Here is a 25,495-nt window from a genome sequence, read left to right on the forward strand (position 1 = left end):
ACAAACCGGCTTCCTGAAGTCTTTGATTCTAGCGGCCGCGACCGCCGCGTAGCTTCGATTTCTTGATCAGACCCTCATACTGGTGCGCCAGCAGGTGGGACTGGATCTGGGCTACGGTGTCCATGGTCACCGTCACCACGATCAGCACCGAGGTGCCCCCGAGAGCGAACTGGGTGGCCCCCAGAGACGCCATCATCAGTTCCGGCACGATACAGACCGCCGTGATGTAGGCCGCGCCGATCACCGTCAGGCGGGTCAGCACATAGTCAAGATACTCGGCCGTGCGCTTGCCGGGACGGATGCCGGGCAGGAAGCCGCCATACTTGCGCAGGTTCTCGGCGGTCTCCTCGGGATTGAACACCACAGAGGTGTAGAAGAACGAGAAGAAGATGATCAGGCCCGCATAGAGGATCATGAAGGCCGGCTTGCCGTGCTGCAGAGCGCCGACGGTGCCGGGCAGCCAGGCGGCCCAGTCCGGCAGGGTCGCGGTGGCCAGGAAGCCCATGGCGGTCGTCGGCAGCAGCAGCAGGCTCGAGGCGAAGATCGGCGGGATGACACCGGCCGTGTTGATCTTCAGCGGCATGAACGAGGTGTCGCCACCGATCATGCGGTTGCCCTGCTGGCGCTTGGGATAGTGGACCAGCAGGCGGCGCTGCGAGCGCTCGATGAACACAATGGCCCACACGGCCGCGACGGCCAGGATGACGATCATGAACAGCGGGGTGTAGTTGCCCGAGGTCTGCGACTGCACGAGCAGCTGGCCGATGCCGCGCGGCAGGGCCGCGACAATACCGGCGAAGATGATCAGCGAAACGCCGTTGCCGACGCCGCGGCTGGTGATCTGCTCACCCAGCCACATCAGGAACAGGGTACCGCCCGTCAGCGCCACAACCGTCGAGGCAATAAAGAAGGCCGGGGCGATGCCCTCAACGACGATGCCCGACTGGCTCTGCAGGCCGACGGCGATCGAGAAGGACTGAACAACGGCCAGCACGACCGCCAGGTAGCGGGTGTACTGGTTCAGGGTCTTGCGACCGGCTTCGCCGCCTTCCTTCTTCAGCTTTTCCCACGGCGGATACACCGAGCCCATCAGCTGCACGATGATCGAGGCGCTGATATAGGGCATGACGTTCAGCGAGAAGATCGCCATCCGCTCGACGGCCCCGCCCGAGAACATGTTGAACATGCCCAGGATGCCCTTCGACTGGCCCGCAAAGGCGTTGGCGAAGGCGGCCGGATCGATGCCGGGGATCGGCACATAGGTGCCGAGGCGGAAGACGATCAGGGCGATGATCGTGAACCAGATGCGCTTGTGAAGTTCGGTCGCCTTTTGGAACGACGCGAAATTCATATTGGCTGCGAGTTGTTCGGCGGCCGAGGCCATTCAGATCCCCACGACTCAAGCGCACGAAAACAGAAGTGCAGACCGCCTGGGCGGCCCTCGTGCGCTAACTTGGATGTCGAGCCTGCTTAACCGTTTCAAAGGATTTGAAAAGGGCAGGCCCGGTACGGAGCCACAAATAGGTGAGGCCCGCCGCGATGTCACGGCGAGCCTCAAAAACAACTGTCATCCCGGCCGTAGCGAATGCGGAGAGCCGGGACCGTTGGAAACGCCAGCGCTTGCCGCGGTCCCGGCTTAGCGCGCTAAGCGCTTGGCCGGGATGACAGTTACTATGGATTAGGCTTCGGCTTCAGCCTTGGCCTTCTTGGTCACGGTCACCGAACCGCCGGCGGCTTCGACGGCCTTGATGGCCGCGTCGGTCGCCGAATAGACGGTCAGCTTAAGGGCCGACTTGATCTCGCCCTTGCCCAGCAGCTTCACGCCGTCGAGTTCGCGACGGATGACGCCGGCAGCGATCAGGTCAGCGACCGAAACCTCGGCACCGGCCTTCAGCTTGCCGGCTTCAACGGCCTGCTCGAGGCGCCACAGGTTCACTTCGGCGAAGTCCAGTCGGAAGGGGTTGTTGAACCCGCGCTTGGGCATACGCATGTGCAGCGGCATCTGGCCGCCTTCGAAGCCGGCGATGGCCACGCCCGAGCGTGCCTTCTGGCCCTTCACACCGCGACCGGCGGTCTTGCCCTTGCCCGAACCCGGGCCACGGCCAACGCGCATACGGCCCTTTGTCGAACCGGGCGACGGGGCGAGTTCATTCAGCTTGGTCATATGTGCCTCTCCTTGGAGATCTGCGCCTGGCGATGGCCAGACTCGGCTTTTCAAATGGATTTCGCCTGCCCTTCCCGGTCCTGTTCAAGGCTTGAACCGGACCGTGGGACGACAAACGAAAACCACCCCGGCTTTCACCGGGGTGGCGATTTCGGCGTCTCGTAGCAGACCTACTCGACGATTTCCAGCAGATGCTGGACCTTGCGGATCATGCCGCGAACCGAGGGGGTATCCTCGAGCTCGGAGACACGGCCCATTTTGTTCAGGCCCAAACCGGCCAGCGTATCGCGCTGGTCGCTCTTGCGACGGATCGGGCTGCCGGTTTGGCGAACCTTGATGGTTTTCACTTCAGCCATGACTTAGCCCTCGATGGCGTCCGGAGCCGAGGCTCCGTCGGCGCGGCGGCCGAGAATGTCGCCAACCTTCTTGCCGCGCTTAGCGGCGATCTGGCGGGGCGACGATTGAACCTTCAGGGCCTCGAACGTGGCGCGAACCATGTTGTACGGGTTCGAAGAACCCGTCGACTTGGCCACGACGTCCTGGACGCCCAGGGTTTCGAGAACCGCACGCATCGGACCACCGGCGATGACGCCCGTGCCGGGAGGGGCAGCGCGCATCATGACCTTGCCGGCACCCCAACGGCCGTAGCCGTCGTGGTGCAGGGTGCGCGATTCCCGGAGGGGAACGCGAACCATGGTCTTCTTGGCTTCTTCGGTCGCCTTGCGGATGGCTTCCGGCACTTCACGCGCCTTGCCATGACCGAAGCCGACGCGGCCCTTTTGGTCGCCAACGACCATCAGAGCAGCGAAGCTGAAGCGACGGCCGCCCTTAACGGTGGCGGCGACGCGGTTGATGTGGACGAGCTTTTCGACGATGTCGCTGTCGACCCGCTCTTCGGGGGCGTTGCGGTCGCGACGGTCACGACGAGGACCGCCTTCACCGCGCTGTTGGTCACCACGAGCCATGATGTTTCCCCTAGAAGTTCAGGCCGGCTTCGCGCGCGGCGTCGGCCAGGGCTTTGACCCGTCCGTGGAAGATGTAGCCGCCGCGATCGAAGACGACGTCCTTGACGCCCTTTTCGATGGCGCGCTCGGCAACGAGCTTGCCGACCAGAGCGGCCGCGTCCTTGTCCGCGCCCTTGGTCTTGCCTTCACCCTCGAGGGTGGAGGCCGAGGCCAGGGTCACGCCGCGTTCATCATCGATGACCTGAGCGTAGATGTTCTTGGACGAACGGAAGACCGTGAGACGCGGACGACCGTTGGACAGTGCCTTGAGGCGGGTGCGGGTGCGTTGGGCACGACGCACGGCGGATTCGCGAGGTGTGAGCGCCATGGCTTACTTCTTCTTGCCTTCCTTGCGGCGAACCTTCTCGCCAGCATACCGCACGCCCTTGCCCTTGTAGGGCTCCGGCGGACGGATGCGACGGATCTTCGCGGCAATCTCGCCAACCGCCTGCTTATCAGCGCCGGCGATCTTGATTTCGGTCTGCTTGGGCACCGCGAAGGTGACGCCGGCCGGAGCCTCAACGTCAACGTCGTGCGAGAAACCGAGCTGGATGGAGAGCGCAGTGCCCTTCATCGCGGCGCGGTAACCCACGCCCACCAGTTCGAGGGTTTCCTCAAAGCCGGTGGTGACGCCGTGCACCATGTTGGCGACCAGCGTGCGGGACAGACCCCACATCGACTTGGCGCGCGTGCTTTCGTTCCGCGGGACCAGGGTCAGCTCAGCGCCTTCCACCTTGATCTCGATTTCTTCCGGAACCGTCCAGGCGAGTTGCCCCTTGGGGCCCTTCACCGACACCGTCTGTCCGTCGAGCGTCAGGGTGACGCCCGAGGGGATCGCGACGGCTTTCTTACCGATACGTGACATGCTCTTTCCCTCCCGCGCCTAGTAGACGCGGCAGAGGACTTCGCCACCGACATTAGCGTCGCGTGCGGCGGAGTCCGACATGACGCCCTTCGGCGTCGAAAGGATCGAGATGCCCAGGCCGTTCTTGATCGGCTTCAGGTCCTTGATCGACGAATAGACGCGACGGCCAGGCTTGGACACGCGGCTGATCTCGGCGATCACGGGCTCACCGTCAAAATACTTGAGCTCGATCTCGAATTCGGGGAACGCACCGGGCTTCTCGACCAGCGAGTAGCCGCGGATGTAGCCTTCGTCGGCCAGCACGTCCAGGACGCGGGCGCGCAGCTTGGAAGCCGGCGTCGCAACCTTGGCGCGCTTGCGCGTGGCGGCGTTCTTGATGCGAGCGATCATGTCGCTCAGGGGATCGTTCATCGACATATGATCGTCCTCACCAGCTCGATTTGACGAGGCCGGGGATCTGGCCCGACGAGCCGAGCTCGCGGAGCGCAACCCGGCTCATCTTCAGCTTGCGATAGTAGGCACGCGGACGGCCCGTGATTTCGCACCGGTTACGGATGCGAACGGCGGACGAGTTACGCGGGAGCTTCGCGAGCTTCAGACGAGCTTCGAAGCGATCCTCGAGCGGCAGGCTGTCGTCATTGGCGATGGCCTTCAGCGCGGCGCGCTTGTCGGCGAATTGCTTGACGAGGGCCTTGACCATCTCGTTACGGTTGACGGCACTTTTCTTGGCCATGGTGTGTTTCCCTGCCCGCTCTTAATTCGTGAACGGGAACTGGAATTCCTTCAGGAGAGCCTTGGCTTCCTGGTCGGTCTTCGCAGTGGTGCAGACGATGATGTCCATGCCCCAGATCTGTTCGATCTGGTCATAGTTGATTTCCGGGAACACCAGGTGCTCCTTCAGGCCCATGGCATAGTTGCCACGGCCGTCGAAGCTCTTGCCGTTCAGGCCGCGGAAGTCCTTCACGCGCGGCAGCGCGATCGTGACCAGGCGGTCGAGGAACTCGTACATCCGGTCCTTGCGGAGGGTTACCTTGGCACCGACCACCATGCCTTCGCGCAGCTTGAAGCCGGCGATGGACTTGCGGGCCTTGGTGGCAACCGGCTTCTGGCCAGCGATAGCCATCAGATCCTTCAGCGCGGTCTGGGCCTTCTTGGAGTCGGCCACAGCTTCGCCGATACCCATGTTCAGGACGATCTTGTCCAGCTTGGGGATCTGCATCTCGTTGGTGTAGCCGAACTGTTCCTTCAACGCGGCGCGGATGCGCGCGCGATATTCGGATTTCAGCCGCGGCTCGTAAGCTTGATCAACCATTGATCACCTCGCCCGTGGTCTTGGCCACGCGCACCTTCTTGTCGCCTTCAATCTTGAAGCCGACGCGGGTGGGCTTGCCGTTGGAGTCCACGATGGCGACGTTCGAGACGTGCAGCGCGGCTTCCTTGCTCTTGATGCCGCCTTGCGGATCGGCCTGCGTCGCCTTGGTGTGACGCTGAACGAGGTTCACGCCTTCCACGACAACGCGGTTTTCCTTGGGGAGGACCAGGGACACAGCGCCTTGCTTGCCCTTGTCCTTGCCCGCCAGGACGACAACGCGGTCGCCCTTCTTGATCTTGGCAGCCATTACAGCACCTCGGGGGCGAGGGAGATGATCTTCATGTGGTTCTTGGCGCGCAGTTCACGGGGAACCGGGCCGAAGATCCGCGTGCCGACCGGCTCGCTCTGCTTGTTGACGATGACCGCGGCGTTCTTGTCAAAGCGGATCAGCGATCCGTCCTTGCGCTTCATGCCTTGGTTGACACGAACGACGACGGCGCGAAGCACGTCACCCTTCTTCACGCGACCGCGGGGAATGGCTTCCTTCACGGACACGACGATCACGTCACCGACGCTGGCGTAGCGACGACCTGCGCCACCCAGCACCTTGATGCACATGACCCGGCGAGCGCCGGAGTTGTCGGCGACTTCCAGGTTAGTTTGCATCTGGATCATGGTTCAAACCTTCCAGACTTAAGCTGAAACCTTGGGAAGAACTTCCCAGGTCTTCAGCTTGGACTTCGGAGCGCACTCGATGATCTTGATGGATTCACCGGTCTTGTACGCGTTGGACTCGTCGTGAGCGTGGTACCGCTTGGAGCGGCGCACGATCTTCTTGAGCAGCGGGTGAACGATGGTCCGTTCAACCTTTACCACTACGGTCTTGTCGCCCTTATCGGAGACGACAACCCCTTCGAGGATACGCTTGGGCATATCGTTCTCCTTAAGCCGCGGCCTTGGCGCGCAGCACGGTCTTGATGCGGGCGATGTCCTTGCGGATCTCGCCAACGCGGTGGGTCTTTTCCACCTGACCGGTCGCGGCCTGGAAGCGCAGGTTGAACTGCTCCTTCTTGAGGCTGAGCAGCTGCTCGGCGAGTTGGTCGGGTGTCATACCCCGGATATCAGCAATCTTGGTCATGCCGCTTCGGCCTCCAGAGCCGCACCGGCGTCGATGCGGGTGACGACACGGGTACGGATCGGCAGCTTGGCCGCGCCGAGGCGCAGGGCTTCGCGAGCGATATCGTCCGGCACGCCGTCGATTTCGAACATGATGCGGCCCGGAGCCACGCGAGCGGCCCAGTGGTCCACGGCGCCCTTGCCCTTACCCATCCGGACTTCGGCCGGCTTGCCGGTGACCGGCACGTCGGGGAAGATACGGATCCACACGCGACCTTGGCGCTTCATCTGGCGAGTGATCGCCCGACGAGCCGCTTCGATCTGACGAGCGGTGATGCGTTCCGGCTCAACAGCCTTGAGGCCGTAGGAGCCGAAGTTCAGCAGGGTGCCGCCCTTGGAAACGCCATGAATGCGTCCCTTGAACTGCTTGCGATACTTGGTTTTTTTCGGTGACAGCATAGCGCTCTATCCTTAGCCCCGATCGCGACGGCCGCGGTCGCCCCGGTCGGGACGATCGCCGCGTTCACGTCCACCACCTTCGCCGGCAGGACCGGACTCAGTGGCCAGACGCTTGTCGAGCGCCATCGGATCATGCTCCAGCACTTCGCCTTTGAAGATCCAGGTCTTCACGCCGATGATGCCGTAGGTGGTCTTGGCTTCCGCAAAACCGTAATCGATGTCGGCGCGCAGGGTGTGGAGCGGCACGCGACCTTCGCGATACCATTCCATCCGGGCGATTTCAGCGCCGCCGAGGCGGCCCGACACGTTGATGCGGATACCCTTGGCGCCGAGACGGACGGCCGACTGGATCGACCGCTTCATGGCACGACGGAAAGCGATACGGCGCTCGAGCTGCTGGGCGATGGACTCGGCCACCAGCTGGGCGTCGGTTTCGGGCTTGCGGATCTCGACGATGTTCAGGTGAACCTCGCCTTCGGTCATCGCCGACAGGTCCTTGCGGAGCTTGTCGATGTCAGCGCCCTTCTTGCCGATGATGACACCCGGACGGGCGGCATAGATCGTGACACGGCACTTCTTGTGCGGACGCTCGATGATGATGCGCGAAACGCCGGCTTGATACAGGCGCTTCTTCAGCATCGCCCGGACCGCGAGGTCCTGGTGCAGGAGCTTGCCGTACTGGTCGCCGTCGGCGAACCAACGGCTGTCCCAGGTGCGGTTTACGCCGAGCCGGAGCCCGATCGGATTGACTTTCTGACCCATCAGGCGGCCTCACCCAGTTCGCGGACCACGATGGTGATCTCGGAGAACGGCTTTTCAACGCGCGTGGCCCGACCGCGAGCACGCGGCGAGAAGCGCTTCATCACCAGGTTCTTGCCCACATAGGCCTCGGCGACGACGAGCGAGTCGATGTCGAGGTTGTGGTTGTTCTCGGCGTTGGAGATCGCCGAGTACAGCGCCTTGCGGACGTCCTGAGCGATGCGCTTGTGGCTGAACTCGAGCTCGTTGAGAGCGCGCTGGACGTTCAGGCCACGGATGGACTGGGCGACCAGGTTCAGCTTGCGAGCGCTGGTGCGCAAGGTACGGACCTTGCACATCGCTTCGTTGGCCGGCAGGCGGCGAGGTTGTTTAGCTTGGCTCATGGCCTACTTCCTCTTCGCCTTCTTGTCGGCGGCGTGGCCGGGGAAGTTCCGGGTGGGAGCGAACTCCCCGAACTTCATACCGACCATGTCTTCCGACACGATCACGGGGACGTGCTTCTGGCCGTTGTGGACGCCGAAGGTCAGGCCGACAAATTGCGGCATGATCGTCGAGCGACGCGACCAGGTCTTGATGACGTCCTTGCGGCCCGACGACAGAGCGACGTCGGCCTTCTTCAGGAGGTACCCGTCGACAAACGGGCCTTTCCAGACGGAGCGGGTCATGGCTTAGCGGCCCTTTTTCGCTTTGTGGCGCGAACGGATGATGAACTTATCCGTGGCCTTGTTAACGCGGGTCTTGGCGCCCTTGGTCGGCTTGCCGGCCGGGGTCACCGGATGGCGGCCGCCCGAGGTCCGGCCTTCACCACCACCGTGGGGGTGGTCGACCGGGTTCATGGCGACGCCGCGAACGTGGGGGCGACGACCCATGTGACGAACACGACCGGCCTTGCCGAGGTTTTCGTTCATGTGGTCGGGATTGGACACGGCACCGACGGTGGCCATGCAGGTATCGAGCACCATGCGCAGTTCGCCCGAGTTCAGGCGGATCTGGGCATAGCCGGCGTCACGACCGACCAGCTGGGCATAGGCACCAGCCGAACGGGCGATCTGGCCACCCTTGGCGGGCTTCAGCTCGACATTGTGGATGATCGTGCCGATCGGCAGGGTGCGCAGCGGCGAGGCGTTGCCCGGCTTCACGTCGACCTTCTCGCCGGTGACGACTTCGTCGCCGGCCTTCAGGCGCTGCGGGGCCAGGATGTAGGCCAGTTCGCCGTCGACCTGATACTTGATCAGGGCGATGAAGGCGGTGCGGTTGGGGTCGTACTCGAGACGAACGACCGTGGCCACGCCCTGCTTGCGGCGCTTGAAGTCGACCAGACGGTAGAGGCGCTTGGCGCCGCCGCCGCGGAAGCGGACAGCGATACGGCCATTGCCGCCGCGACCGCCCGACTTGGTCAGACCTTCAACGAGCTTCTTTTCCGGGCGGCCCTTGTGGAGCTCGCTGCGGTCGATCAGCACCAGGCCGCGCTGGCCAGGGCTGGTCGGATTGAATTGCTTCAAGGCCATGGTTTAGAGCCCCGTCGTGATATCGATCGACTGGCCGTCGGCCAGGGTCACGATAGCTTTCTTGACGTCGGAACGACGTCCGACGATGCCGCGGAAGCGCTTGGTCTTGCCCTTGGTGACCATGGTGTTGACCTTGGTGACCTTGACCTTGAACAGCTCTTCGACTGCGGCGGCGATTTCGTCCTTCGACGCATCGGCGGCCACGCGGAAGACAACCTTATTCTGCTCGCTGAGCAGGGTGGCCTTCTCGGTGATCACCGGCGACAGGATCGTGTCGTAGTGGCGGGCGGTAGCGGCCATTACGCGGCTTCCTTCTCAGCGAAACGGGCCGAGATCGCTTCCACCGCATCCTTCGTCAGGACCAGGGTGTGGCGACGCAGCACGTCATAGACGTTCAGGCCGGCGTTCGGCAGCACGTCCACGTTCGGAATGTTGCGGGCGGCGAGCTTGAAGTTCGCATCCACTTCCGGACCGGCGATGACCAGGGCGTTCTTCAGACCCATCTTTTCGAAGTTGGCGCGCAGGGCGGCCGTCTTCGGATCGGTCAGAACGGCGCTGTCGAGAACGACCAGCGAACCGGCCTTGGCCTTCGACGACAGGGCGTGACGCAGAGCCATGGCCCGGATCTTCTTGGGAAGATCAAAAGCGTGGCTGCGGACGACCGGGCCGTGAGCCTTGGCACCACCGACGAACTGAGCAGCACGACGCGAGCCGTGACGAGCACCACCGGTGCCCTTTTGCTTGTACATCTTCTTGCCCGTACGAGAGACCTCGTTGCGGACCTGAATCTTGTGGTTGCCCGAGCGGCGCTTGGCCAGCTGCCAGGTGACGACGCGCTGCAGGATGTCGCCGCGGATGTCGTCGATGCCGAAGATGGCGTCGTCGAGGTCCACGGAACCGGCCTTGCCGCCGTCCAGATTGATGACGTCGAGTTTCATTAGCCTTCGCCCTCTTCGGTCGTCGCCGCAGGGGCTTCCTCAGCGGGGGTTACAGCCGAAGCTTCACCGGCCTTGCGGAAGGCGCCCGGACGCGGCAGGTCGGCCGGAGCGGCCTTCTTGATCGCGTCGCGAACCTTGACGTACGAGCCTTCGTGACCCGGGACGGCACCCTTGATCAGGATCAGGCCGCGTTCGACATCGACCTTCCAGACGGTGACGTTCAGCGTGGTGACAGTTTCCTGACCCAGGTGACCGGCCATCTTCTTGCCCGGGAACGTGCGACCCGGATCCTGGCGGTTACCGGTCGAACCGTGCGAGCGGTGCGAGACCGAGACACCGTGGGTGGCGCGCAGACCGGCGAAGTTCCAGCGCTTCATGGCGCCGGCAAAACCCTTACCGACGGTGACACCCTGGATGTCGACCTTCTGACCCGGGACGAAGTGGTCGGCCGTGAACTCGGCGCCGACTTCGATCAGGGCAGCTTCCTCGACGCGGAACTCGGCAACGATCCGCTTGGGCTCGACCGAGGCCTTGGCGAAGTGGCCGCGCATGGCATTGGGGGTGTTCTTCGGCTTCTTGGCGCCAGCGCCAAGTTGCAGAGCTGTGTAGCCGTCCTTGTCGACGGTGCGCTGAGCCGTAACCTGGCAGCCGTCGAGCGAAAGGACGGTGACCGGAACGTGCTGACCGGCTTCGTCGAAGAAGCGGGTCATACCCAGCTTCTTGGCGAGAACGCCGGTGCGTTGAGCGGGGAGAGTCATAAGATTCGGCCCTCCTTACAGCTTGATTTCGACGTCAACGCCGGCCGACAGGTCGAGCTTCATCAGCGCGTCCACGGTCTGCGGAGTCGGGTCAACGATGTCGAGAACGCGCTTGTGCGTACGGATCTCGAACTGCTCGCGCGACTTCTTGTCGACGTGCGGCGAACGGTTGACGGTGAATTTCTCGATAAGCGTGGGCAGGGGGATCGGGCCCCGTACCGTCGCACCCGTGCGCTTGGCCGTATTGACGATCTCGCGCGTGGAATGATCCAGCACGCGGTGATCGAAGGCCTTGAGCCGGATGCGGATGTTCTGACGATCCATATCGCTCGGTTTCCTAGTGGGCTGCGCCCGCGTCTCGAACCATTTCAAAGACCAACTCGAACTCCGAAGAGCTCGTACGCAGCGTCCGCAAAACAAATTGCCCCAACAGTTTCCTGTCGGGGTGATGACCAGATATTGCACCAGATGGCGCGCTTTCCGGGCGTCTCGCGAACCGCGTTTGAGCCCGAGAGCTCACAGCCGGTCCAACAGAGGCGCGCTTGTACGTTCCGAATCCGGTTTCGTCAAGCGCTGTGCTGACCGTTTCTTGCTGCTGGGCAGCGCGACTCGGGAAGCCCCCTCTCGATAGAGTTCGCGCCCGACCGGCGCAAGGCTTGTCGGGAGAAAACAGCTCTGGAGAACACCGGAATGTGGGCATGCCCCCGGCCTCCTCTGCGGACGGCGTAGAAGGTTTAACGGCGCATGCGCTCGGTTGAGGGTTTGCCTGCCCTGGCGTGGCGGTTTGCCGCTGGCCGCCCCCGGGCCAATTCCGGGTCCAGGACGGCAGCAGGCCCGCTCCCCTGCCCCAGACCTGGCATGAGACCAGACCGGTAGATGGCACTCAGCAGGCTGTGGGAGCGCCGGGATCGCTCTGCCGCGATAGAAAAAGGCCCCGGAACACTAGGTCCGGGGCCTTCAGCCTGCCGTTCAATGGCTTCAGTGGCCGATATCAACGTCGCCCGAGCCAGCCACGTGCTTGCTGACCGCGCCGGTCGCACGCGCCACCCGGACATCGCCGGAGCCCGCAACCGAGACCTCGACGTCACCGACCTCGCCATCGTGCGTCACGTTGCCGGATCCCATGATGTTGATCTCCAGGGCACGCCCCCGGCCACCGGCGATCGCAACGTCACCCGAGCCCGCGATATTGATTTCGGCGTCGCCCGCGACGCTCGCGGCGCTCGCATCGCCTGATCCGGCAATGCTGACCTCGAGCCTGCCGGCGATGGCGTTGGTCCTGACACTTCCCGATCCGGCGATGCTGATCTCGGCTTCACCCGCGGTTCCGGCATTCGTATCGCCGGATCCGGCCTGGGAGACCTCCAGCTTTCCCTTGACGTTGGCCACCGTCCAGTCCCCGCAGCCGGCATTGGCGAGCTCCAGCCGCTCGCTGCGCCCGACGCTGCCGAACACCGCGCCGCCGGCGGCGACCTCGGCCGACAGCGGCGTGCGGATGACGATCTGCGGGATGTCTTCCCACTTCACCTGGCCGACGCCCCGCACCCGGATGGACGCCTTGCCCATCAGGGAGTCGCAGCTCTGGATGCGGTTCATCCGCAGGTCGCCGTCGACGATGGTTTCGGACCCGACCTGGCGAACCGTCAGGGGCAGGCTGGCATTGGTTGTGATGAACTCCACCTTGATGTCATTGCGGGCCTCAGGGATCACGACGACGCGGGCCACGGCGTCCTTGATCTTGACCGAAGGCGCCGCAGCAGCCGTGCCGGCAGAGCCCAGGGCAGCCGCACCGGCAGCCAGAACAAGAAGTGCGCGCATCGATTTTTCCCCTGTCGGATCGCGTTGATGAGGGGAAGCTAGCGGCGGCGACCGGGCGCGACGACTTAATTCGAGGTCATGAGCGCGATGTCATAATTCGGCCCAGGGGCCGGGATCGCGCCTCAGTCGGCGAGAGCGGACAGGCTGAGGCCCAGGCCAAGGGTCAGGCCGAGTCCGGCACCCAGGCGGGGATGGCGTCTCCCCATGGCCGTCACGAAGGCCGAGGTCCCGCGAACCTGTCCCATCAGTCCCGGTTCGCAGGCGACGATGCGGTCGAACCGGCGCGACAGGCGATTGAGGCCCGGCAACCGGTCGAGCCCGCTGACCTGATCGGGCCGTGCATGGATCAGACCCTCGAAGACCGGCTCGGCCGGATCAGCGAAGTCGCGCTTGTAGGCCTCCTCGCTGGGACCAAAGTCCACGCGCCTGATCCCCTGCTCGGCCGCCATGCGAAGCGTGTCCAGGGTCATCAGGCTGCCCGGCGAATAGCGAGCATAACTTGTGTTGTAGGTCGGGAACCAGAGATGGTGACGATCCCCGCTGGTCAGGCCCAGTTCAGCCGCCACCACGACATCTCCGGCCGTCAGGGTCGCCAGCCTGAGGCCGAAATCAGGGTCGGTCGACTCCGCGAGCCGATGGAGCAAGGCTCCCGTCCAGCCACAGGCGAAGATGTCGTACTGGTGCGTGCGGTGCAGCTGACGGCGCTTGTCCTCGATGATCCTGTCCAGCCGCTCTGGATCTGGGCGCTCGAAGCTGAATATGACCGGCCCGTGGTCGCGCTCCAGCGCCCGGCGGCGACGGCGCTTGTCCTTCAGGAAGCTCGCATTGCGGCCTGCCGCATAGGCTTCGAACCCCGCAGAGAGATCCGACGCCATGGCATGGCGGAGCGAAAGGCCGGTCCCGGCGCCATCGCCCTGCCCCTCACCGATCAGACCGCGAACCCGCGCCCGTTCGGCCCCGATCTGGCGAAGAAGGGCGCTGAGGTCCAGCCCCGCCCCAACCTCGGCGATCAGACCATGGAAGTCGCTCATCGGTGCCCCGAGCGGCTGCAGCAGCCCCCCGCGACGCTGATGCGGCAGGAAGCCGACGATCTGGCCGTCGCGGCGCAGGATGGCGATACGCGCCCCCGGCGCAACCGCCCCGGCAACGTCTATATAGCGAAGGTCGAAATAGGGACTGCCCAGGGCCGGATTGGCGCGACGCAGGCTATCCCAGCGGGCGCGTTCTGGCGCGCCGAGGTCAGAGACCCTGAGCGTCTCGATGGTTACGTCGTGGCTCAAGCTGAAACCCCCGCAATCGGCCGGGAGTCTAGACGCGGTTTCCTAATATCCGCTTTCGCCGGGCGAGGCCTGGTCCGGCGCGTGAGCCGCCAGGCGAACGGGAACCGACTTGTAAGCCGGCGTCCCGCTGCGGGTATCGCGATCCTCAAGGTCGATCAGGATATTGGTCTCTGGATAGTAGGCCGCCAGGCAGCCACGCGGGATCTCCCGGGCGACCAGGGTAAAGCCGCGCACGATCCTCTGCCCGCCGGCGTCATGCGCCGCAGCGAGATCGATCCGGTCGCCGGACGCGAGGCCCCGTTCGGCCATGTCCTGCGGATTGGCGAACACGACGTCGCGCCGCCCGAACACCCCGCGATAGCGGTCGTCCTGGCCGTAGATCGTGGTGTTATACTGGTCGTGGCTGCGCAGGGTGGTCAGGAGCAGCACGGTCGGGTCACCGCGCCGGGGATCATCGCCGCTGGGCGCATGAACCAGGAAGTTGGCCTTGCCCGAGGCGGTCTTCCAGACGCGCTCCGACGGCGGCACCGGCAGGCGGAAGCCGCCCGGAACGCGGATGCGCTCATTATAGTTGTCGAATGCCCCGGGAAACGTCCGGGCGATCAGGTCGCGAATGCAGTCATAGTCGCCCACCAGGCCGGACCAGTCGATCAGTGGGTCATCGCCCAAAGTAGCCCGAGCGATGCCCGCAACGATGGCGGGCTCGGATTTCAGATGCTCGGAGGCCGGCGGGTTCAGGCCCTTTGAGGCGTGAACCATCGACATGGAGTCTTCCACGGTCACGGCCTGACGGCCGCCGGCCTGGATGTCGATCTCGGTCCGGCCCAGGCAGGGCAGCAGCAGGCTCTCCTTGCCGACCAGCAGATGGGTGCGGTTGGGCTTGGTGGCGATGTGGACAGCAAACTCGAGCCGGCGCAGGGCGGCGAAGGTCCGGACCGGATCGGGCGCGGCAACGGCAAAATTGCCGCCGAGCCCGAGGAACACCTTCGCCTCGCCCCGCTCCATCGCCTCGATGGCCTCGACCACGGTGTGGCCATGCTCCCGCGGCGGCTCGAAGCCGAAGACGTCGCGCAGCGAATCCAGCAGCGCCGCCGACGGCTTTTCGGCCACGCCCACGGTCCGCGCGCCCTGGACATTGGAGTGGCCGCGCAGCGGACAGATCCCCGCCCCCGGCCGACCGATATTGCCCTTCAGCAGCAGCAGATTGACCAGCTGCTGCACCGTCCCGGACGAGTCCCGGTGCTGGGTCAGGCCCATGCCGTAGCAGAGGATGGTCGCCTTCGAGCGGGCATAGACAGCGGCCGCCTCTTCGATCTGGTCGCGCGACAGGCCAGAGCCCGTCTCGATCGCGTCCCAGCTCACGGCGTCGAGCGCCTCGGCCAGGGCCTCGAAGCCATGGGTGTGCTCTTTAATGAAGTCGCGATCCACGGCCTGCAGGGCCAGCACCGCCTTCATCATGCCCTGCACCAGCATGGCATCACCGCCGAGGGTCACCTGGTAATAGGCCGAGGCGATCAGGGTCGAGGACAGGGTCGCCATCTCCAGCGGATCCTGTGGCGAGGCAAACTTTTCCAGCGACCGCTCGCGCAGCGGATTGAAGGCCAGGATCGTCGCGCCGCGCCGGGAGGCCTCGCGCAGGGTGGTCATCATCCGCGGATGGTTGGTGCCGGGATTGTGGCCAAAGCACAGGATCAGGTCGGCGTGGTCGAAGTCCTCAAGCGTCACCGAGCCCTTGCCCATGCCGATCGAGTCCGGCAGGCCGACACTGGTCGGCTCGTGGCACATGTTGGAGCAGTCCGGGAAGTTGTTGGTCCCGAACCGCCGGCCCAGTAGCTGATACAGGAACGCCGCCTCGTTCGAGGCCCGGCCGGAGGCATAGAACTCGGCCTCATCCGGACTGTTCAGGGCCTTGAGTGCCTGCCCCGTGCGGGCAAAGGCCTCGTCCCAGCTCACCGGCCGATAGCGGTCGCTGGCCGCGTCATAGGCCATGGGCTCGGTCAGCCGGCCGAGGTCCTCGATCTGGTGGTCGCTCCAGGTCAGCAGCTCGCTGACCGTATGACGCTCGAAAACCTCGGGCGTGGCCCGCTTGCTGGTCGCCTCCCAGGCCACCGCCTTGGCCCCGTTCTCGCAGAACTCGAACGAGCTGGTATGTTTGGGGTCGGGCCAGGCGCAGCCGGGGCAGTCGAAGCCTTCGGGCTGGTTGGCAGACAGCAGGGTACGGCCGCCCTCGATCACCGTGGCCTGATCGCCCAGGGCCCCGGCGACGGCCTTCAGCGCGCCCCAGCCGCCGGCCGGGCCGTCGTAACGGCGAACACCCGGAATCCTTGCGTCCGACATCAGGCGGTCTCCATCGCGGCCTCGACCAGACGGTCGGCGCGGGTGAACACGGTATGGCCGTCAGCCCGGGCCAGGGCCACCAGGGTCAGGCCCGCCTCCTCGGCCTTGCGGATCGCCAGGTCGGTGGGGGCTGAGACCGCCACCAGGACCGGGCAACCGATGCGGACGGTCTTTTCGATCATCTCGAACGAGCAGCGGCTGGTCACCAGCACAAAGCCGCTGTCGACGTCGAGGCCGCTCGCGGCCATCGCCCCGGCCAGCTTGTCCAGGGCGTTGTGGCGGCCGACATCCTCGCGGGACAGCAGGATGCGCCCCTCCCCATCGGCGAAGGCGGCCGCATGGGTGGCCCGGGTCAGCCGGCCGAGGGCCTGGGTCTCGCCGAGGGCGTCGAGGGCCCGCTGGATCGCCTGATGGGTCAGCGCCCGGCCCTCGCCGACGCGCGGCAGCGGCCGGACGGCGTCGGCCAGGCGCTGGACGCCGCACAGGCCGCAGCTGGACCGACCCTCAAGGGTTCGCGGCCGGGCCTTGCGCGGCACCGCCGCCGGGGCCAGCCGCACGTCGGCCAGCAGGCCCAGTTCCGCCTCGGTGACCTCGACCGCCAGGATATCGGCCGCCCCGGCGATGGCCTCGGTCAGGGTAAAGCCTCGCGCCAGATCCTCGATATCGGCCGGCGTCGCCATCAATACCGTATGGGGCCGGCCGTTGAACGACAGCCCCACCGCGACCTCGTCGGGCACGGCGCGGTCAATGGACTGGCTCTCGGTATCGGCGCGCCACTGGACGGCGGCGCGGCGGGTGACGGAAGGGCTGGGCATGATGTTGAGTCTAACGCGCCGCGCGACGCATCGTCACGACAAATGCGGGTTGCGCACGGCATCGCGTCCTCGCCGGTTTTGCGCCGGCGGGTGTGGGGAGGCGGCGGAGCGTCCGGGCCAGGCCCGGAGGAAGGGGTAGAGGGAACCGTTTCGGCCGGGGCCGGAGCGCTCCGCGTGACCGATTTTCCGGTGAGCCTTCGGGGCGCGGGGTTTTAACCCGCTCCCGACAGAGGCCCCCGACGGGCGGAAGGGCAGCGACCCTTCCGGACCGCGCGGGCGATTTCAGCCCGCGCCTGGAGTGCTCATCGGGACCCTCGCGGGTTTCTCGCCTTCGTCCCGGTTTTTCAGGGAGCCCGGTGGAGATCCTTTGCGAGCGGCGGTCATCCAAGACCTACCGACGAGCACGACCCGCTCGACCACTCCCGCCCCCCGTCAGGTCGCCAGCTGGACGGCCTCCCCAGGGACGGGACGAGGCGAAGTATGGGGCCGGTCCGGCGGGGGCGGACAGGTTTTCGACCGTCACGCTGGGTGCGGGGCTCAGGGCGTTGAATTGGCTGGGGCGGAGGGCAGCTATCCCCGTGCGGGAGTGGGGATAGCCGGGTTCGCGTTGCAAAAGCGTGTGATCGCTGAGAAGACGCGGACCGGATCTTCAAGCTCGGGCGTGTGGCCCAGATCGTCAAAGGTCTCGCACACTGCATCCAGCCGCAGGCGCCGGATGGAATGCGCGTTGCCGGCGGGGTGCGAACGATCGGCAGCGCCCCAGATCGACAGCAGGGGCTGGTGCGGGCATGGCAGCTCAACGTCGGGGTCCATGTAGCACTGGTAGGCGCTGGCCAGAGACCATTGGGCACCGTGTCGGAATGACCGCTCGGCACACCGGCAAAGCTCGCCGATCATTTCCGGCCTGCCCACCGAAAGCGCGTACCAGGCCGGCATGCGCCTGGGGGCCATGCGACGCATCGCAATATGGCCCAGGACCGGCTTGGCCAGGATGCCCTTGGGGTCGCGCGCGTCTTTCCAGGCCTTGAATGCCGCGACATCGCCGGCCTGCAACAGGGTCAGGCGAGAGACGAGCTCGGGATAGCGTGCCGCTATGTCGAGAGCGGCATGGCCGGCGACACAGGAGAACGCGAGGATGGCCCCGGGCCCGGCGACGGCCCTCAGGAAGATCGCCAGGTCATCATGGGTTTCGTGAAAGCCGAAGCGATAGTCTTCTGCAGCGGCCGAGAAGCCCATCGCCGGAAGTTCAAAGGCAATCACCCGGAAACGCTGCGCAAAGGTCGTGATCAGTGCGTCATAGACTTCCAGCGTCATCGGCGGATCGACGCTGAAGACGATCGTTTCGCCCTTGCCGGCTTCGCGATAGCGATACTGCACCTTGGGCGACTGGAAGAAACTGACGCCTACCGAGGCGCTGGCCGGCCAGCCTTCACGATGCCGGCGCATGCGGTCGGCGGCTCCCGCCGTATCGAGGCGCGTGGCCAGACGATTGAGGCTCCCGGTCATGCCGCACGCGGCGCATTGCGGCTGGCGATGAACAGCGCCACGCAGGTCAGGGCCAGATAGGCCTCGATCGCCAGGTGGCGCGCCACGATGGCGTGCGCGGCGCCGGTCTGGTGGGTCAGCCAGGCATCGCCGAGCGGCAGGATGAGCGCCGCGGCCGCGGTCCAGAACAGGGCTCGCAGATCCCGCCGGACCAGGAAGATCGCCACCAGCGCCGCGACGAAAGCGGTGCGCAGGGCATAGACCTGCACCCAGGCCACAGCGTCGGCGCCACTGACCGGCACGCCGTAGTAGGTGGCAAAGCCGGTTGGATCGGACAGGGCGCGTACCACATTCACCGCCTGCAGGAGCGCCAGCGGAACGGAGAGCCAGAAGCCGAAGGTCCGCAGGACGGGCTGGCTGGATGGGGTTGGGGTCAGGGTCATGATGTCTCCTCTGGACAGGGAGACTAGCGGGCCATCGACGGCCTGGACGCTTGAGTTTCTGTCCACATAGGTGAATAAACTTCACCTATGAAGCGCGACGCCCCCAGCTTTGCCGCCCTGCGCATCTTCGCCGTGGCGGCGCAGCGGCAGAGCTTTCGCGATGCGGGTCTGGAACTGGGCCTGACGCCCTCGGCGGTCAGCCACCAGGTGCGGGCCGTCGAAGCCTGGGTCGGTGCGCCCCTGTTTCTGCGCCAGGTCCGGCAGGTTCGGCTGACGCCGCTCGGCGAGACGCTGAGCGCGCGGTTGTCGCAGGCCTTCTTCGACATCGACACGGCACTCGGACAGGCCAAGCGGCAGTCCGACTCGACGGGGCTGCGGATCGCGGCCCTGCCCCTGTTCACCAATGCCTGGCTGGTGCCCCGTCTGGCGCGCTTTGAGGCGCTGCATCCGGACCTGTCCCTGTCGATCGACACCGAGGCGCGGGTCGTGGATCTCGAGAAGGGCGAAGCCGATGTCGCCATACGCAATGTGGCGGCCGTAACCCCGGGACTGTTCGGGCACAAGCTGCTGGACCTGCGAGCGACGCCCCTCTGCGTGCCGAAGGTGGCCGAGACCGTGCGCGCGCCGGAGGACCTGGCCCGGGCCACCCTGATCGATCTGAGCGTCGGCCGGGCGGGCTGGCCCGAATGGTTTGCGGGGGTCGGGTGCCCAGGCCTGAAGCCGGCGCGCACCCTGACCTTTGACAATGTTCCCTCAGCAATTGACGCCGCAGCCCAGGGGCGCGGCGTGCTCCTGGGCCTATTGCCGCTGGTGCTCGATGCGCCCAACGCCAGCCAGCTGGTCGCGCCCCTGCAGCATCCCCCGGTGGATGCGGGGGCCTATTTCGTCGTCTGCCGCAAGGCCGATCGCGCCGACGCCACCATCCAGGCCTTCATGCAATGGCTGATCCAGAACATGCAGGCCGATGTCGCCCGGCTGCGACGGCTGGAGCGCGAGCGGCTGCGGTGAGGGGGCGTCTTCCGGCGTCAGCCGGTGAGCCCTGGTCTGACCCCGCAGAACAGATGAAACGTTGACCTGCGCCCCGTCCGCCGTCAAACACCGTCCCGGACCAGACGGTCGGGCGGTCGCGGTCCTCGCAAGAGGGTCGAGGAAAGTCCGGGCTCCACGGTGACAAGGCGGTGGGTAACGCCCACCGGGAGCGATCCCAGGGATAGCGCCACAGAAAGCAAACCTCCTCCCTACGGGGCGGGAAGGGTGAAAGGGTGGGGTAAGAGCCCACCGCGGACCTGGCGACAGGGACGGCATGGCAAGCCCCGCCTGGAGCAAGACCGAATAGGGACCCCGCGCCGGCCTCGCGTCGGATAGGCCGTCACTGGCTGAGAGGGTCCGGGTAGGTCGCGAGAACCGTCCAGCAATGGGCGGTCCAGAGGAATGATCGTCGCGCGCCGTAAGGCGTGGCACAGAACCCGGCTTATAGACCGTCTGGTCCGTCTCTCCCCGTCCTCATGGCGACGGGGAGGGGACGGTTCCCCCAAATCCCCGTTCCTGAACGCCGAACCCTTGGCCGGCCATGGGCTGGAGTCGCCCCAACACTTAACAGTTCTGTGTATGTTCTGTTGATCGTTTGTGCATTCAAGTCACGAACCGGTGCGACATCTTTGTTTTCACGGCAAAATGGCCTTCGGTGTCATTGTCTCCCAATTCATCCCATGTTAACCCAGTTTCGTCGCCGGAGCGTGGAATTGGCCGCCCGGTGACGGTCTCAAGGGGTAGGCGGGGTGTTTCTCTCGACGTTCGAGAAGCAGGTGGACAGCAAGCGGCGCATCGTTGTGCCGCAGGACTTCCGCGCGGCGATCTCGGGCCCCTTTGACGGCGTGTTCTGCTTTCCCTCAATCGAGTCCGACTGCCTCGAAGGCGGCGGCAAGGCCCTGTTCGACCGTTATCTGGGCGTGATCGAGGAGCTGGAGTTCGGCGATCCGGTGCGCACGGCGCTGGAGACCAGCGTGCTGGGCGGCATGGCCAGGCTGTCATTTGATACAGCTGGTCGCATTACCCTGCCCGATCACCTGTGCGACATGTTCGGCCTGAGTGATTGGGTGACTGTCGTCGGTATGGGTGAGCGTTTTCAGATCTGGTCGCGGGAGGCTTTCCAGGCCCACCGCGCCGCCCAGCGTGACGTGGCCCGGGAAGGGCTGGCGGCCATGCGGGTTTCGCAACGGGCCGCGCGGCTGGCGGGTGGGGCATGAGCGAGGCCGCCCACATTTCCGTCCTGCTGGCCGAGGTGGTCGAGGCCCTGGCCCCCAGGCCGGGCGAGACGATGATCGACGGCACCTTCGGGGCGGGCGGCTATACCCGCGCCATCCTGGCGACCGGAGCCTCGGTGGTCGGCTTCGACCGCGATCCGACCGTGCGCCGCTTTGCCGAGGACCTGCCGGCCGACCGCTTCCGCCTGATCCAGGACCGCTTCTCGCAGATGGCCGAGCACTTCGCGCCGCAGTCGGTGGACGGCGTGGTGCTGGATATCGGCGTCTCGTCCATGCAGCTGGACGAGGCCGAGCGCGGCTTTTCGTTCATGCGCGACGGTCCGCTGGACATGCGGATGAGCGACACCGGGCCGACCGCCGCCGACCTGGTCAATGAGCTGGACCACACCGAGCTGGCCCGGATTCTTTATGTCTATGGCGAGGAGCATGCCTCGCGCCGCATCGCCAGCTTCATCGTGCGGCGTCGCGAGGAGCGGCCGTTCGAACGCACGCTGGATCTGGCCCATGTCATCGAGCGCGCCCTGGGTGGCCGCAAGGGGGCCAAGGTGCATCCGGCCACCCGCTCGTTCCAGGGCCTGCGCATCGCGGTCAATGAAGAGCTGGCCGAACTGGAGGCCGGGCTCGCCGCCGCCGAGCGGATCCTCAAGCCGGGCGGGCGCCTGGCGGTGGTGACCTTCCACTCGCTGGAGGACCGCATCGTCAAAACCTATCTGGCCGAGCGGGCCGGACGCACCCCGGGCGGCTCGCGCCACCTGCCGCAGGCGCCGGCCGGCGCGCCGTCCAGCTATGAGCTGATCGCCAACAAGGCCATCGCGCCGGGCGAGGCCGAACTGGCGGTCAATCCGCGGGCCCGCTCGTCGAAACTGCGCGCCGCCATCCGGACGACGGCCCCGGTCTGGGGGGCACCAGCATGAGCCTGTCGGACCTGTTCAACAAGCGGATTCGCGGCTTCCGGGTGGTTGAGGTCGTCGGTGGCGGGGTTCTGCTGACCCTGGTGACCGGCGTCTATCTGGCCAAGACCGTCGCCGGGCGCGAGCGTAACGAGATCGCCGGCATCGAACGCGAGATTGAAGACGAAAAGGCCCAGAAGCGCCTCCTGCTGGCCGAGGTGGCCCATCTGGAGCAGCCGCGCCGGATCGAGTCCCTGGCCCTGGCGGTCGGTCTGGTGCCGATCCCGGCCGAGCGTGAGATCACCGAGGACATGCTGGTGGACGTGGCCCGCCACCAGATCCAGCCCAAGCCGGTCGCCCAGGCCACCGATGTCGCGCCGGGGGCCCTGGCCACTGACGCGCCCGAGGCTGTCCCCGAGGACGCCGTACCGGCTGCGCCCGCCGTGCCGGGGGCGGCGCGATGAGCCTGGCCAATCTCGGCCCGAACGGCTTCCAGCCGGGCGCCTGGCGCTGGCTGATCGAGCGGGTCTGGCGGCTGGAGCACGCCTTCGAGCGCTCGCGGGCGGCGGCCAAGCCGGAGGACGATACCCGGATCCGGATCTTCGTGATCATGGCCGTGTTCGGCGTCTGCTTCCTGGGTCTGGCGATCGGGGCCGGCCATTCGGCCCTGTTCTCTGACGCCGGGCAGGGCAACGGCTACCTGGCCTCGACCGAAGGCGCACGCGGCGATCTGGTGGATCGTGACGGCCGCCTGCTGGCCGTCGATCTCACCCACTACGCCCTTTATGTCGATCCCCGCGAAGTCTGGGACAAGGCCGAGACCCGGCGGGTTCTGGGCCGGGCCCTGCCCGAGGTGCCGGCCAAGCGTCTCGACAAGGTGGTGTTCGGCGACAAGCGGACCTTTCTGCTGGACGGCCTGACGCCGGAGCAGCGCGACGCGATCTTTGATCTGGGCCTGCCGGGGGTTTCGTTCGAAGCCCAGGGGCGGCGGATGTATCCCCTCGGCGCGACGGCTGCTCACCTGGTCGGCTTTGTCGACAGCGGTGGCAAGGGTCTGGCCGGGGCCGAGTGGGCCCTCGACAAGCCGATCCGCAGCGCCGCCGGCATTCCCGGTGGCCGGGCCGGGACGCCGACGACCTTGTCCATCGATGTCCGTATCCAGGCCGCGCTCGAGGACGAGCTGCGCAAGGCGGCGATCGAGTTCCAGCCCCGGGGTGCCGTGGGGGTGGTGACCAATGTCCATACCGGCGAGATCCTCGGCATGGCCAGCTATCCCGATTTCGATCCCAACAAGGCCGGAACCGCCACCGACGACCAGAAGCTGAACCGCGCGGCCGCCTCGGTCTTTGAGATGGGCTCGACCTTCAAGGCCTTCACGGTCGCCATCGGGCTCGACACCGGGGTGGCGACGCCCAACTCGACCTTCGATGCCCGCGAGCCCTACAAGCTCGGCTACCGGACCATTCATGACTATCACGCGGCCAAGGCGATCCTGAACCTCGTCCAGGTCTTCCAGCACTCGTCGAACATCGGCACCGCCAAGCTGGCCGAGGCGGTCGGGGTCAAGCGGCTCAGCCAGTATTTCGGCGCCCTGGGCCTGACCCGGCCCGCCGAGGTGGAGCTGCGCGAGTCCGCCCGTCCCCTGACACCCAAGGTCTGGAACGAGGATGCCGTGGCCTCGACCTCGTTCGGGCACGGGATGAACGTCTCGCCGCTGGCCCTGTCCGAGGCGATGGGAGCGCTGCTGAACGGCGGCACCCGGCCGCCCCTGACCATCCTCAAGCGCCCGGACGGCGTGCGGCCCGAAGGACCGCGCGTGCTGACCGAGGAAACCTCGCGCGAGATGCTGAAGATCATGCGGGCCAATGTCGCCGATCCGATCGGCAGCGGCGGCAAGGCCGATGTTCCGGGCTATTCCGTCGGGGGCAAGACCGGCACCGGCGAGAAGTACGACCCCGCAATCCGGGGCTACAACCACCAGCGGCAGGTCTCGTCCTTCGCGGCGGTGTTCCCGACCGACGGCCCGATCGAGGCCGACCGCTACTTCGTCCTGATCCTGCTGGATGAGCCCAAGGGCAATGCCCGGACCTTCGGGTTTTCCACCGGCGGATGGGTGGCCGCGCCGGCGGCCGGCCACGTGATCGCCCGTATCGCGCCCTTCCTGGGCGTCCAACGCAAGACCGATGCCGTCGTGCTGGCCAGCCAGCCGAAGGCCGCCCCCGGAGCGGGACTATGAGCAAGCGCCTTTCCGAGATTCTGAACCGGCCGGTCGAGGTCGACCCGGTCATCACCGGCGTCACGGCCGACAGCCGCAAGGTCGCGGCCGGGACCCTGTTTGCCGCCCTGCCGGGCACCAAGGTGGACGGAGCCGCCTTTGCGCCGGGCGCCATCGCTGCCGGGGCCGCCGCCGTACTGGGCCCGGTCGGCATGGACAGCTTCTCCGTCCCGACCGTGAAGGTCGAGGATCCGCGCCGGGCCTATGCCCTGGCCTCGGCCACCTTCTGGAGCACCCAGCCCGCCACCTGCATCGCGGTGACCGGCACCAACGGCAAGACGTCTGTGGCCGGCTTCTGCCGCCAGATCTATGCGACCCTGGGCCACAAGGCTGCCAGCATGGGCACGCTGGGCGTGGTGGTCAGCGAGGCGAGCCAGCCCGACCGGCAACTGACCCCGCCGGGCCTGACCACGCCCGACGCGGCGGACGTCGCCGAGATGATGGCCCGCCTGGCCGCCGAGGGCGTCACCCACCTGGCGGTCGAGGCTTCGTCGCACGGCGTCGATCAGCGTCGGCTGGACGGCGTGACCCTGAAGGCCGCCGGCTTCACCAACTTCACCCAGGATCACCTCGACTATCACGGCTCGATGGAGAGCTACCGCCAGGCCAAGCTGCGGCTGTTCGAGGACCTGCTGCCGATGGGCACCACGGCGGTGCTGAACGCCGACAGCGAAGCCTTCCCGGTCTTTGCCGCCGCGGCCGTCTCCTCGGGCCAGAGCGTCGTCTCGGTCGGCGAGGCCGGGCAGGGTCTGCGTCTGCTCAGCCGCACCCCGACCCCGCAGGGGCAGACCCTGGTGGTCGAGGTCGCCGGCGAGACCCATGAGATCGCCCTGCCGCTGGCTGGAGCCTTCCAGGCCAGCAATGTGCTGGTCGCGGCCGGTCTGTGCATCGCCACCGGCGAGGCCCCCGCCGCCGTTCTGAAGGCCCTGGAGTCCCTCGAAGGCGCGGCCGGACGCCTGCAGCGGGTGGGGCGCGGGGCCAGGGGCGGCGAGGCCTATGTCGACT

Annotated in this window: 34 protein-coding genes, 1 other RNA gene and 1 pseudogene; 7 read left to right on the top strand and 29 right to left on the bottom strand. The window is 66.2% G+C overall.

The genetic code is table 11. The features are described 5' to 3' along the window. Positions 1-28 precede the first annotated feature (28 nt). The 29 genes and pseudogenes from secY to DBR10_RS08605 form a co-directional block, all read right to left on the bottom strand. On the bottom strand, positions 29-1,384 hold the full coding sequence (secY, locus tag DBR10_RS08465; protein ID WP_108505882.1) for a preprotein translocase subunit SecY: 1,356 nt from the start codon (positions 1,382-1,384) through the stop codon (positions 29-31). Between the two features lie 294 nt (positions 1,385-1,678). Then, on the bottom strand, positions 1,679-2,164 hold the full coding sequence (gene rplO, locus DBR10_RS08470) for a 50S ribosomal protein L15 (protein WP_108505881.1): 486 nt from the start codon (positions 2,162-2,164) through the stop codon (positions 1,679-1,681). Positions 2,165-2,334: 170 nt separating this feature from the next. Next, complete coding sequence (rpmD, locus tag DBR10_RS08475; protein ID WP_108505880.1) at positions 2,335-2,520, bottom strand: 50S ribosomal protein L30; 186 nt, start codon at positions 2,518-2,520, stop codon at positions 2,335-2,337. Between the two features lie 3 nt (positions 2,521-2,523). Beyond that, positions 2,524-3,129, bottom strand: a complete 606-nt coding sequence (gene rpsE / locus DBR10_RS08480; RefSeq protein WP_062145554.1) for a 30S ribosomal protein S5 — start codon at positions 3,127-3,129, stop codon at positions 2,524-2,526. A gap of 10 nt (positions 3,130-3,139) precedes the next feature. Beyond that, a complete protein-coding gene (rplR, locus tag DBR10_RS08485) occupies positions 3,140-3,496 on the bottom strand; it encodes a 50S ribosomal protein L18 (protein ID WP_108505879.1) in 357 nt (118 codons plus the stop codon). A 3-nt stretch (positions 3,497-3,499) separates the two neighbouring features. Then, a complete protein-coding gene (gene rplF, locus DBR10_RS08490; RefSeq protein ID WP_108505878.1) occupies positions 3,500-4,033 on the bottom strand; it encodes a 50S ribosomal protein L6 in 534 nt (177 codons plus the stop codon). Between the two features lie 18 nt (positions 4,034-4,051). Then, positions 4,052-4,450, bottom strand: coding sequence for a 30S ribosomal protein S8 (rpsH, locus tag DBR10_RS08495; protein ID WP_007662733.1), 399 nt, complete (start codon positions 4,448-4,450; stop codon positions 4,052-4,054). 10 nt (positions 4,451-4,460) lie between these two features. After that, entirely contained in the window at positions 4,461-4,766 is a 306-nt protein-coding gene (gene rpsN / locus DBR10_RS08500; protein WP_108505877.1) for a 30S ribosomal protein S14, read from the bottom strand. Between the two features lie 21 nt (positions 4,767-4,787). Continuing rightward, a complete protein-coding gene (rplE, locus tag DBR10_RS08505; RefSeq protein ID WP_108489904.1) occupies positions 4,788-5,345 on the bottom strand; it encodes a 50S ribosomal protein L5 in 558 nt (185 codons plus the stop codon). Continuing rightward, complete coding sequence (rplX, locus tag DBR10_RS08510) at positions 5,338-5,652, bottom strand: 50S ribosomal protein L24 (protein ID WP_108489903.1); 315 nt, start codon at positions 5,650-5,652, stop codon at positions 5,338-5,340. Before rplX ends, rplE begins: the two co-directional genes overlap by 8 nt. After that, positions 5,652-6,020: a 50S ribosomal protein L14 gene (rplN, locus tag DBR10_RS08515; RefSeq protein ID WP_007662742.1), complete on the bottom strand. Its 369-nt coding sequence runs from the start codon at positions 6,018-6,020 to the stop codon at positions 5,652-5,654. The genes rplX and rplN overlap by 1 nt, the downstream gene beginning before the upstream one ends. A gap of 18 nt (positions 6,021-6,038) precedes the next feature. Beyond that, positions 6,039-6,278 (bottom strand): 30S ribosomal protein S17, encoded by a 240-nt coding sequence (gene rpsQ / locus DBR10_RS08520; protein ID WP_108489902.1) that lies wholly within the window; start codon positions 6,276-6,278, stop codon positions 6,039-6,041. Positions 6,279-6,288: 10 nt separating this feature from the next. After that, entirely contained in the window at positions 6,289-6,483 is a 195-nt protein-coding gene (rpmC, locus tag DBR10_RS08525) for a 50S ribosomal protein L29 (protein ID WP_035049361.1), read from the bottom strand. Further along, the gene (gene rplP / locus DBR10_RS08530) at positions 6,480-6,920 is read right to left on the bottom strand and encodes a 50S ribosomal protein L16 (protein WP_035049360.1); all 441 of its coding nucleotides are present in this window, start codon (positions 6,918-6,920) and stop codon (positions 6,480-6,482) included. The genes rpmC and rplP overlap by 4 nt, the downstream gene beginning before the upstream one ends. Positions 6,921-6,932: 12 nt before the next feature. After that, positions 6,933-7,682, bottom strand: a complete 750-nt coding sequence (gene rpsC, locus DBR10_RS08535; RefSeq protein WP_108490226.1) for a 30S ribosomal protein S3 — start codon at positions 7,680-7,682, stop codon at positions 6,933-6,935. After that, positions 7,682-8,062, bottom strand: coding sequence for a 50S ribosomal protein L22 (rplV, locus tag DBR10_RS08540; protein WP_012285670.1), 381 nt, complete (start codon positions 8,060-8,062; stop codon positions 7,682-7,684). Before rplV ends, rpsC begins: the two co-directional genes overlap by 1 nt. A gap of 3 nt (positions 8,063-8,065) precedes the next feature. Then, positions 8,066-8,344 (bottom strand): 30S ribosomal protein S19, encoded by a 279-nt coding sequence (gene rpsS / locus DBR10_RS08545; protein ID WP_108490225.1) that lies wholly within the window; start codon positions 8,342-8,344, stop codon positions 8,066-8,068. A 3-nt stretch (positions 8,345-8,347) separates the two neighbouring features. Then, positions 8,348-9,187, bottom strand: coding sequence for a 50S ribosomal protein L2 (gene rplB, locus DBR10_RS08550; RefSeq protein ID WP_108504467.1), 840 nt, complete (start codon positions 9,185-9,187; stop codon positions 8,348-8,350). 3 nt (positions 9,188-9,190) lie between these two features. Continuing rightward, positions 9,191-9,487 carry a 50S ribosomal protein L23 gene (locus DBR10_RS08555; RefSeq protein WP_108504468.1) on the bottom strand — a complete coding sequence of 99 codons (297 nt, stop codon included), beginning with the start codon at positions 9,485-9,487 and terminating at the stop codon, positions 9,191-9,193. Next, complete coding sequence (gene rplD, locus DBR10_RS08560) at positions 9,487-10,125, bottom strand: 50S ribosomal protein L4 (protein WP_108504469.1); 639 nt, start codon at positions 10,123-10,125, stop codon at positions 9,487-9,489. Before rplD ends, DBR10_RS08555 begins: the two co-directional genes overlap by 1 nt. Then, complete coding sequence (rplC, locus tag DBR10_RS08565) at positions 10,125-10,883, bottom strand: 50S ribosomal protein L3 (RefSeq protein ID WP_108504470.1); 759 nt, start codon at positions 10,881-10,883, stop codon at positions 10,125-10,127. Before rplC ends, rplD begins: the two co-directional genes overlap by 1 nt. A gap of 15 nt (positions 10,884-10,898) precedes the next feature. Further along, positions 10,899-11,207: a 30S ribosomal protein S10 gene (gene rpsJ / locus DBR10_RS08570; protein WP_004616952.1), complete on the bottom strand. Its 309-nt coding sequence runs from the start codon at positions 11,205-11,207 to the stop codon at positions 10,899-10,901. A 13-nt stretch (positions 11,208-11,220) separates the two neighbouring features. Continuing rightward, positions 11,221-11,403: pseudogene (locus DBR10_RS08575) on the bottom strand (hypothetical protein). A 458-nt stretch (positions 11,404-11,861) separates the two neighbouring features. Further along, complete coding sequence (locus tag DBR10_RS08580) at positions 11,862-12,701, bottom strand: GIN domain-containing protein (RefSeq protein WP_108556261.1); 840 nt, start codon at positions 12,699-12,701, stop codon at positions 11,862-11,864. 122 nt (positions 12,702-12,823) lie between these two features. Next, positions 12,824-13,981, bottom strand: a complete 1,158-nt coding sequence (locus DBR10_RS08585) for a GNAT family N-acetyltransferase (protein ID WP_108556262.1) — start codon at positions 13,979-13,981, stop codon at positions 12,824-12,826. Positions 13,982-14,023: 42 nt separating this feature from the next. Next, complete coding sequence (locus DBR10_RS08590; RefSeq protein WP_108504255.1) at positions 14,024-16,318, bottom strand: FdhF/YdeP family oxidoreductase; 2,295 nt, start codon at positions 16,316-16,318, stop codon at positions 14,024-14,026. Beyond that, a complete protein-coding gene (gene fdhD / locus DBR10_RS08595) occupies positions 16,318-17,133 on the bottom strand; it encodes a formate dehydrogenase accessory sulfurtransferase FdhD (protein ID WP_108504254.1) in 816 nt (271 codons plus the stop codon). The genes DBR10_RS08590 and fdhD overlap by 1 nt, the downstream gene beginning before the upstream one ends. Before the next feature lie 570 nt (positions 17,134-17,703). Continuing rightward, positions 17,704-18,639 carry an alpha/beta fold hydrolase gene (locus DBR10_RS08600; protein WP_108506316.1) on the bottom strand — a complete coding sequence of 312 codons (936 nt, stop codon included), beginning with the start codon at positions 18,637-18,639 and terminating at the stop codon, positions 17,704-17,706. Beyond that, positions 18,636-19,061, bottom strand: coding sequence for a DUF4267 domain-containing protein (locus DBR10_RS08605; protein ID WP_108490296.1), 426 nt, complete (start codon positions 19,059-19,061; stop codon positions 18,636-18,638). The genes DBR10_RS08600 and DBR10_RS08605 overlap by 4 nt, the downstream gene beginning before the upstream one ends. An 87-nt stretch (positions 19,062-19,148) precedes the next feature. Here DBR10_RS08605 and DBR10_RS08610 point away from each other — a divergent pair, with 87 nt between their 5' ends. The 7 genes from DBR10_RS08610 to DBR10_RS08640 form a co-directional block, all read left to right on the top strand. Beyond that, entirely contained in the window at positions 19,149-20,069 is a 921-nt protein-coding gene (locus DBR10_RS08610) for a LysR substrate-binding domain-containing protein (protein ID WP_108506315.1), read from the top strand. Positions 20,070-20,169: 100 nt separating this feature from the next. Further along, positions 20,170-20,551: RNase P RNA component class A (rnpB, locus tag DBR10_RS08615), an RNA gene on the top strand. A gap of 288 nt (positions 20,552-20,839) precedes the next feature. Then, positions 20,840-21,307 (top strand): division/cell wall cluster transcriptional repressor MraZ, encoded by a 468-nt coding sequence (locus DBR10_RS08620; protein ID WP_108489259.1) that lies wholly within the window; start codon positions 20,840-20,842, stop codon positions 21,305-21,307. Next, on the top strand, positions 21,304-22,239 hold the full coding sequence (gene rsmH, locus DBR10_RS08625) for a 16S rRNA (cytosine(1402)-N(4))-methyltransferase RsmH (protein ID WP_108506314.1): 936 nt from the start codon (positions 21,304-21,306) through the stop codon (positions 22,237-22,239). Before DBR10_RS08620 ends, rsmH begins: the two co-directional genes overlap by 4 nt. After that, positions 22,236-22,679 carry a cell division protein FtsL gene (ftsL, locus tag DBR10_RS08630; protein ID WP_108506313.1) on the top strand — a complete coding sequence of 148 codons (444 nt, stop codon included), beginning with the start codon at positions 22,236-22,238 and terminating at the stop codon, positions 22,677-22,679. Before rsmH ends, ftsL begins: the two co-directional genes overlap by 4 nt. Beyond that, positions 22,676-24,451: a peptidoglycan D,D-transpeptidase FtsI family protein gene (locus tag DBR10_RS08635; RefSeq protein ID WP_108506312.1), complete on the top strand. Its 1,776-nt coding sequence runs from the start codon at positions 22,676-22,678 to the stop codon at positions 24,449-24,451. The genes ftsL and DBR10_RS08635 overlap by 4 nt, the downstream gene beginning before the upstream one ends. Beyond that, positions 24,448-25,495, top strand: a 1,048-nt coding sequence (locus DBR10_RS08640) for a UDP-N-acetylmuramoyl-L-alanyl-D-glutamate--2,6-diaminopimelate ligase (RefSeq protein WP_108556263.1), incomplete at its 3' end; no start/stop codon positions are given. The genes DBR10_RS08635 and DBR10_RS08640, both read left to right, overlap by 4 nt.

The sequence above is a fragment of the Caulobacter sp. HMWF025 genome (assembly GCF_003060965.1).
In the GTDB taxonomy this organism is placed as follows: domain Bacteria; phylum Pseudomonadota; class Alphaproteobacteria; order Caulobacterales; family Caulobacteraceae; genus Caulobacter.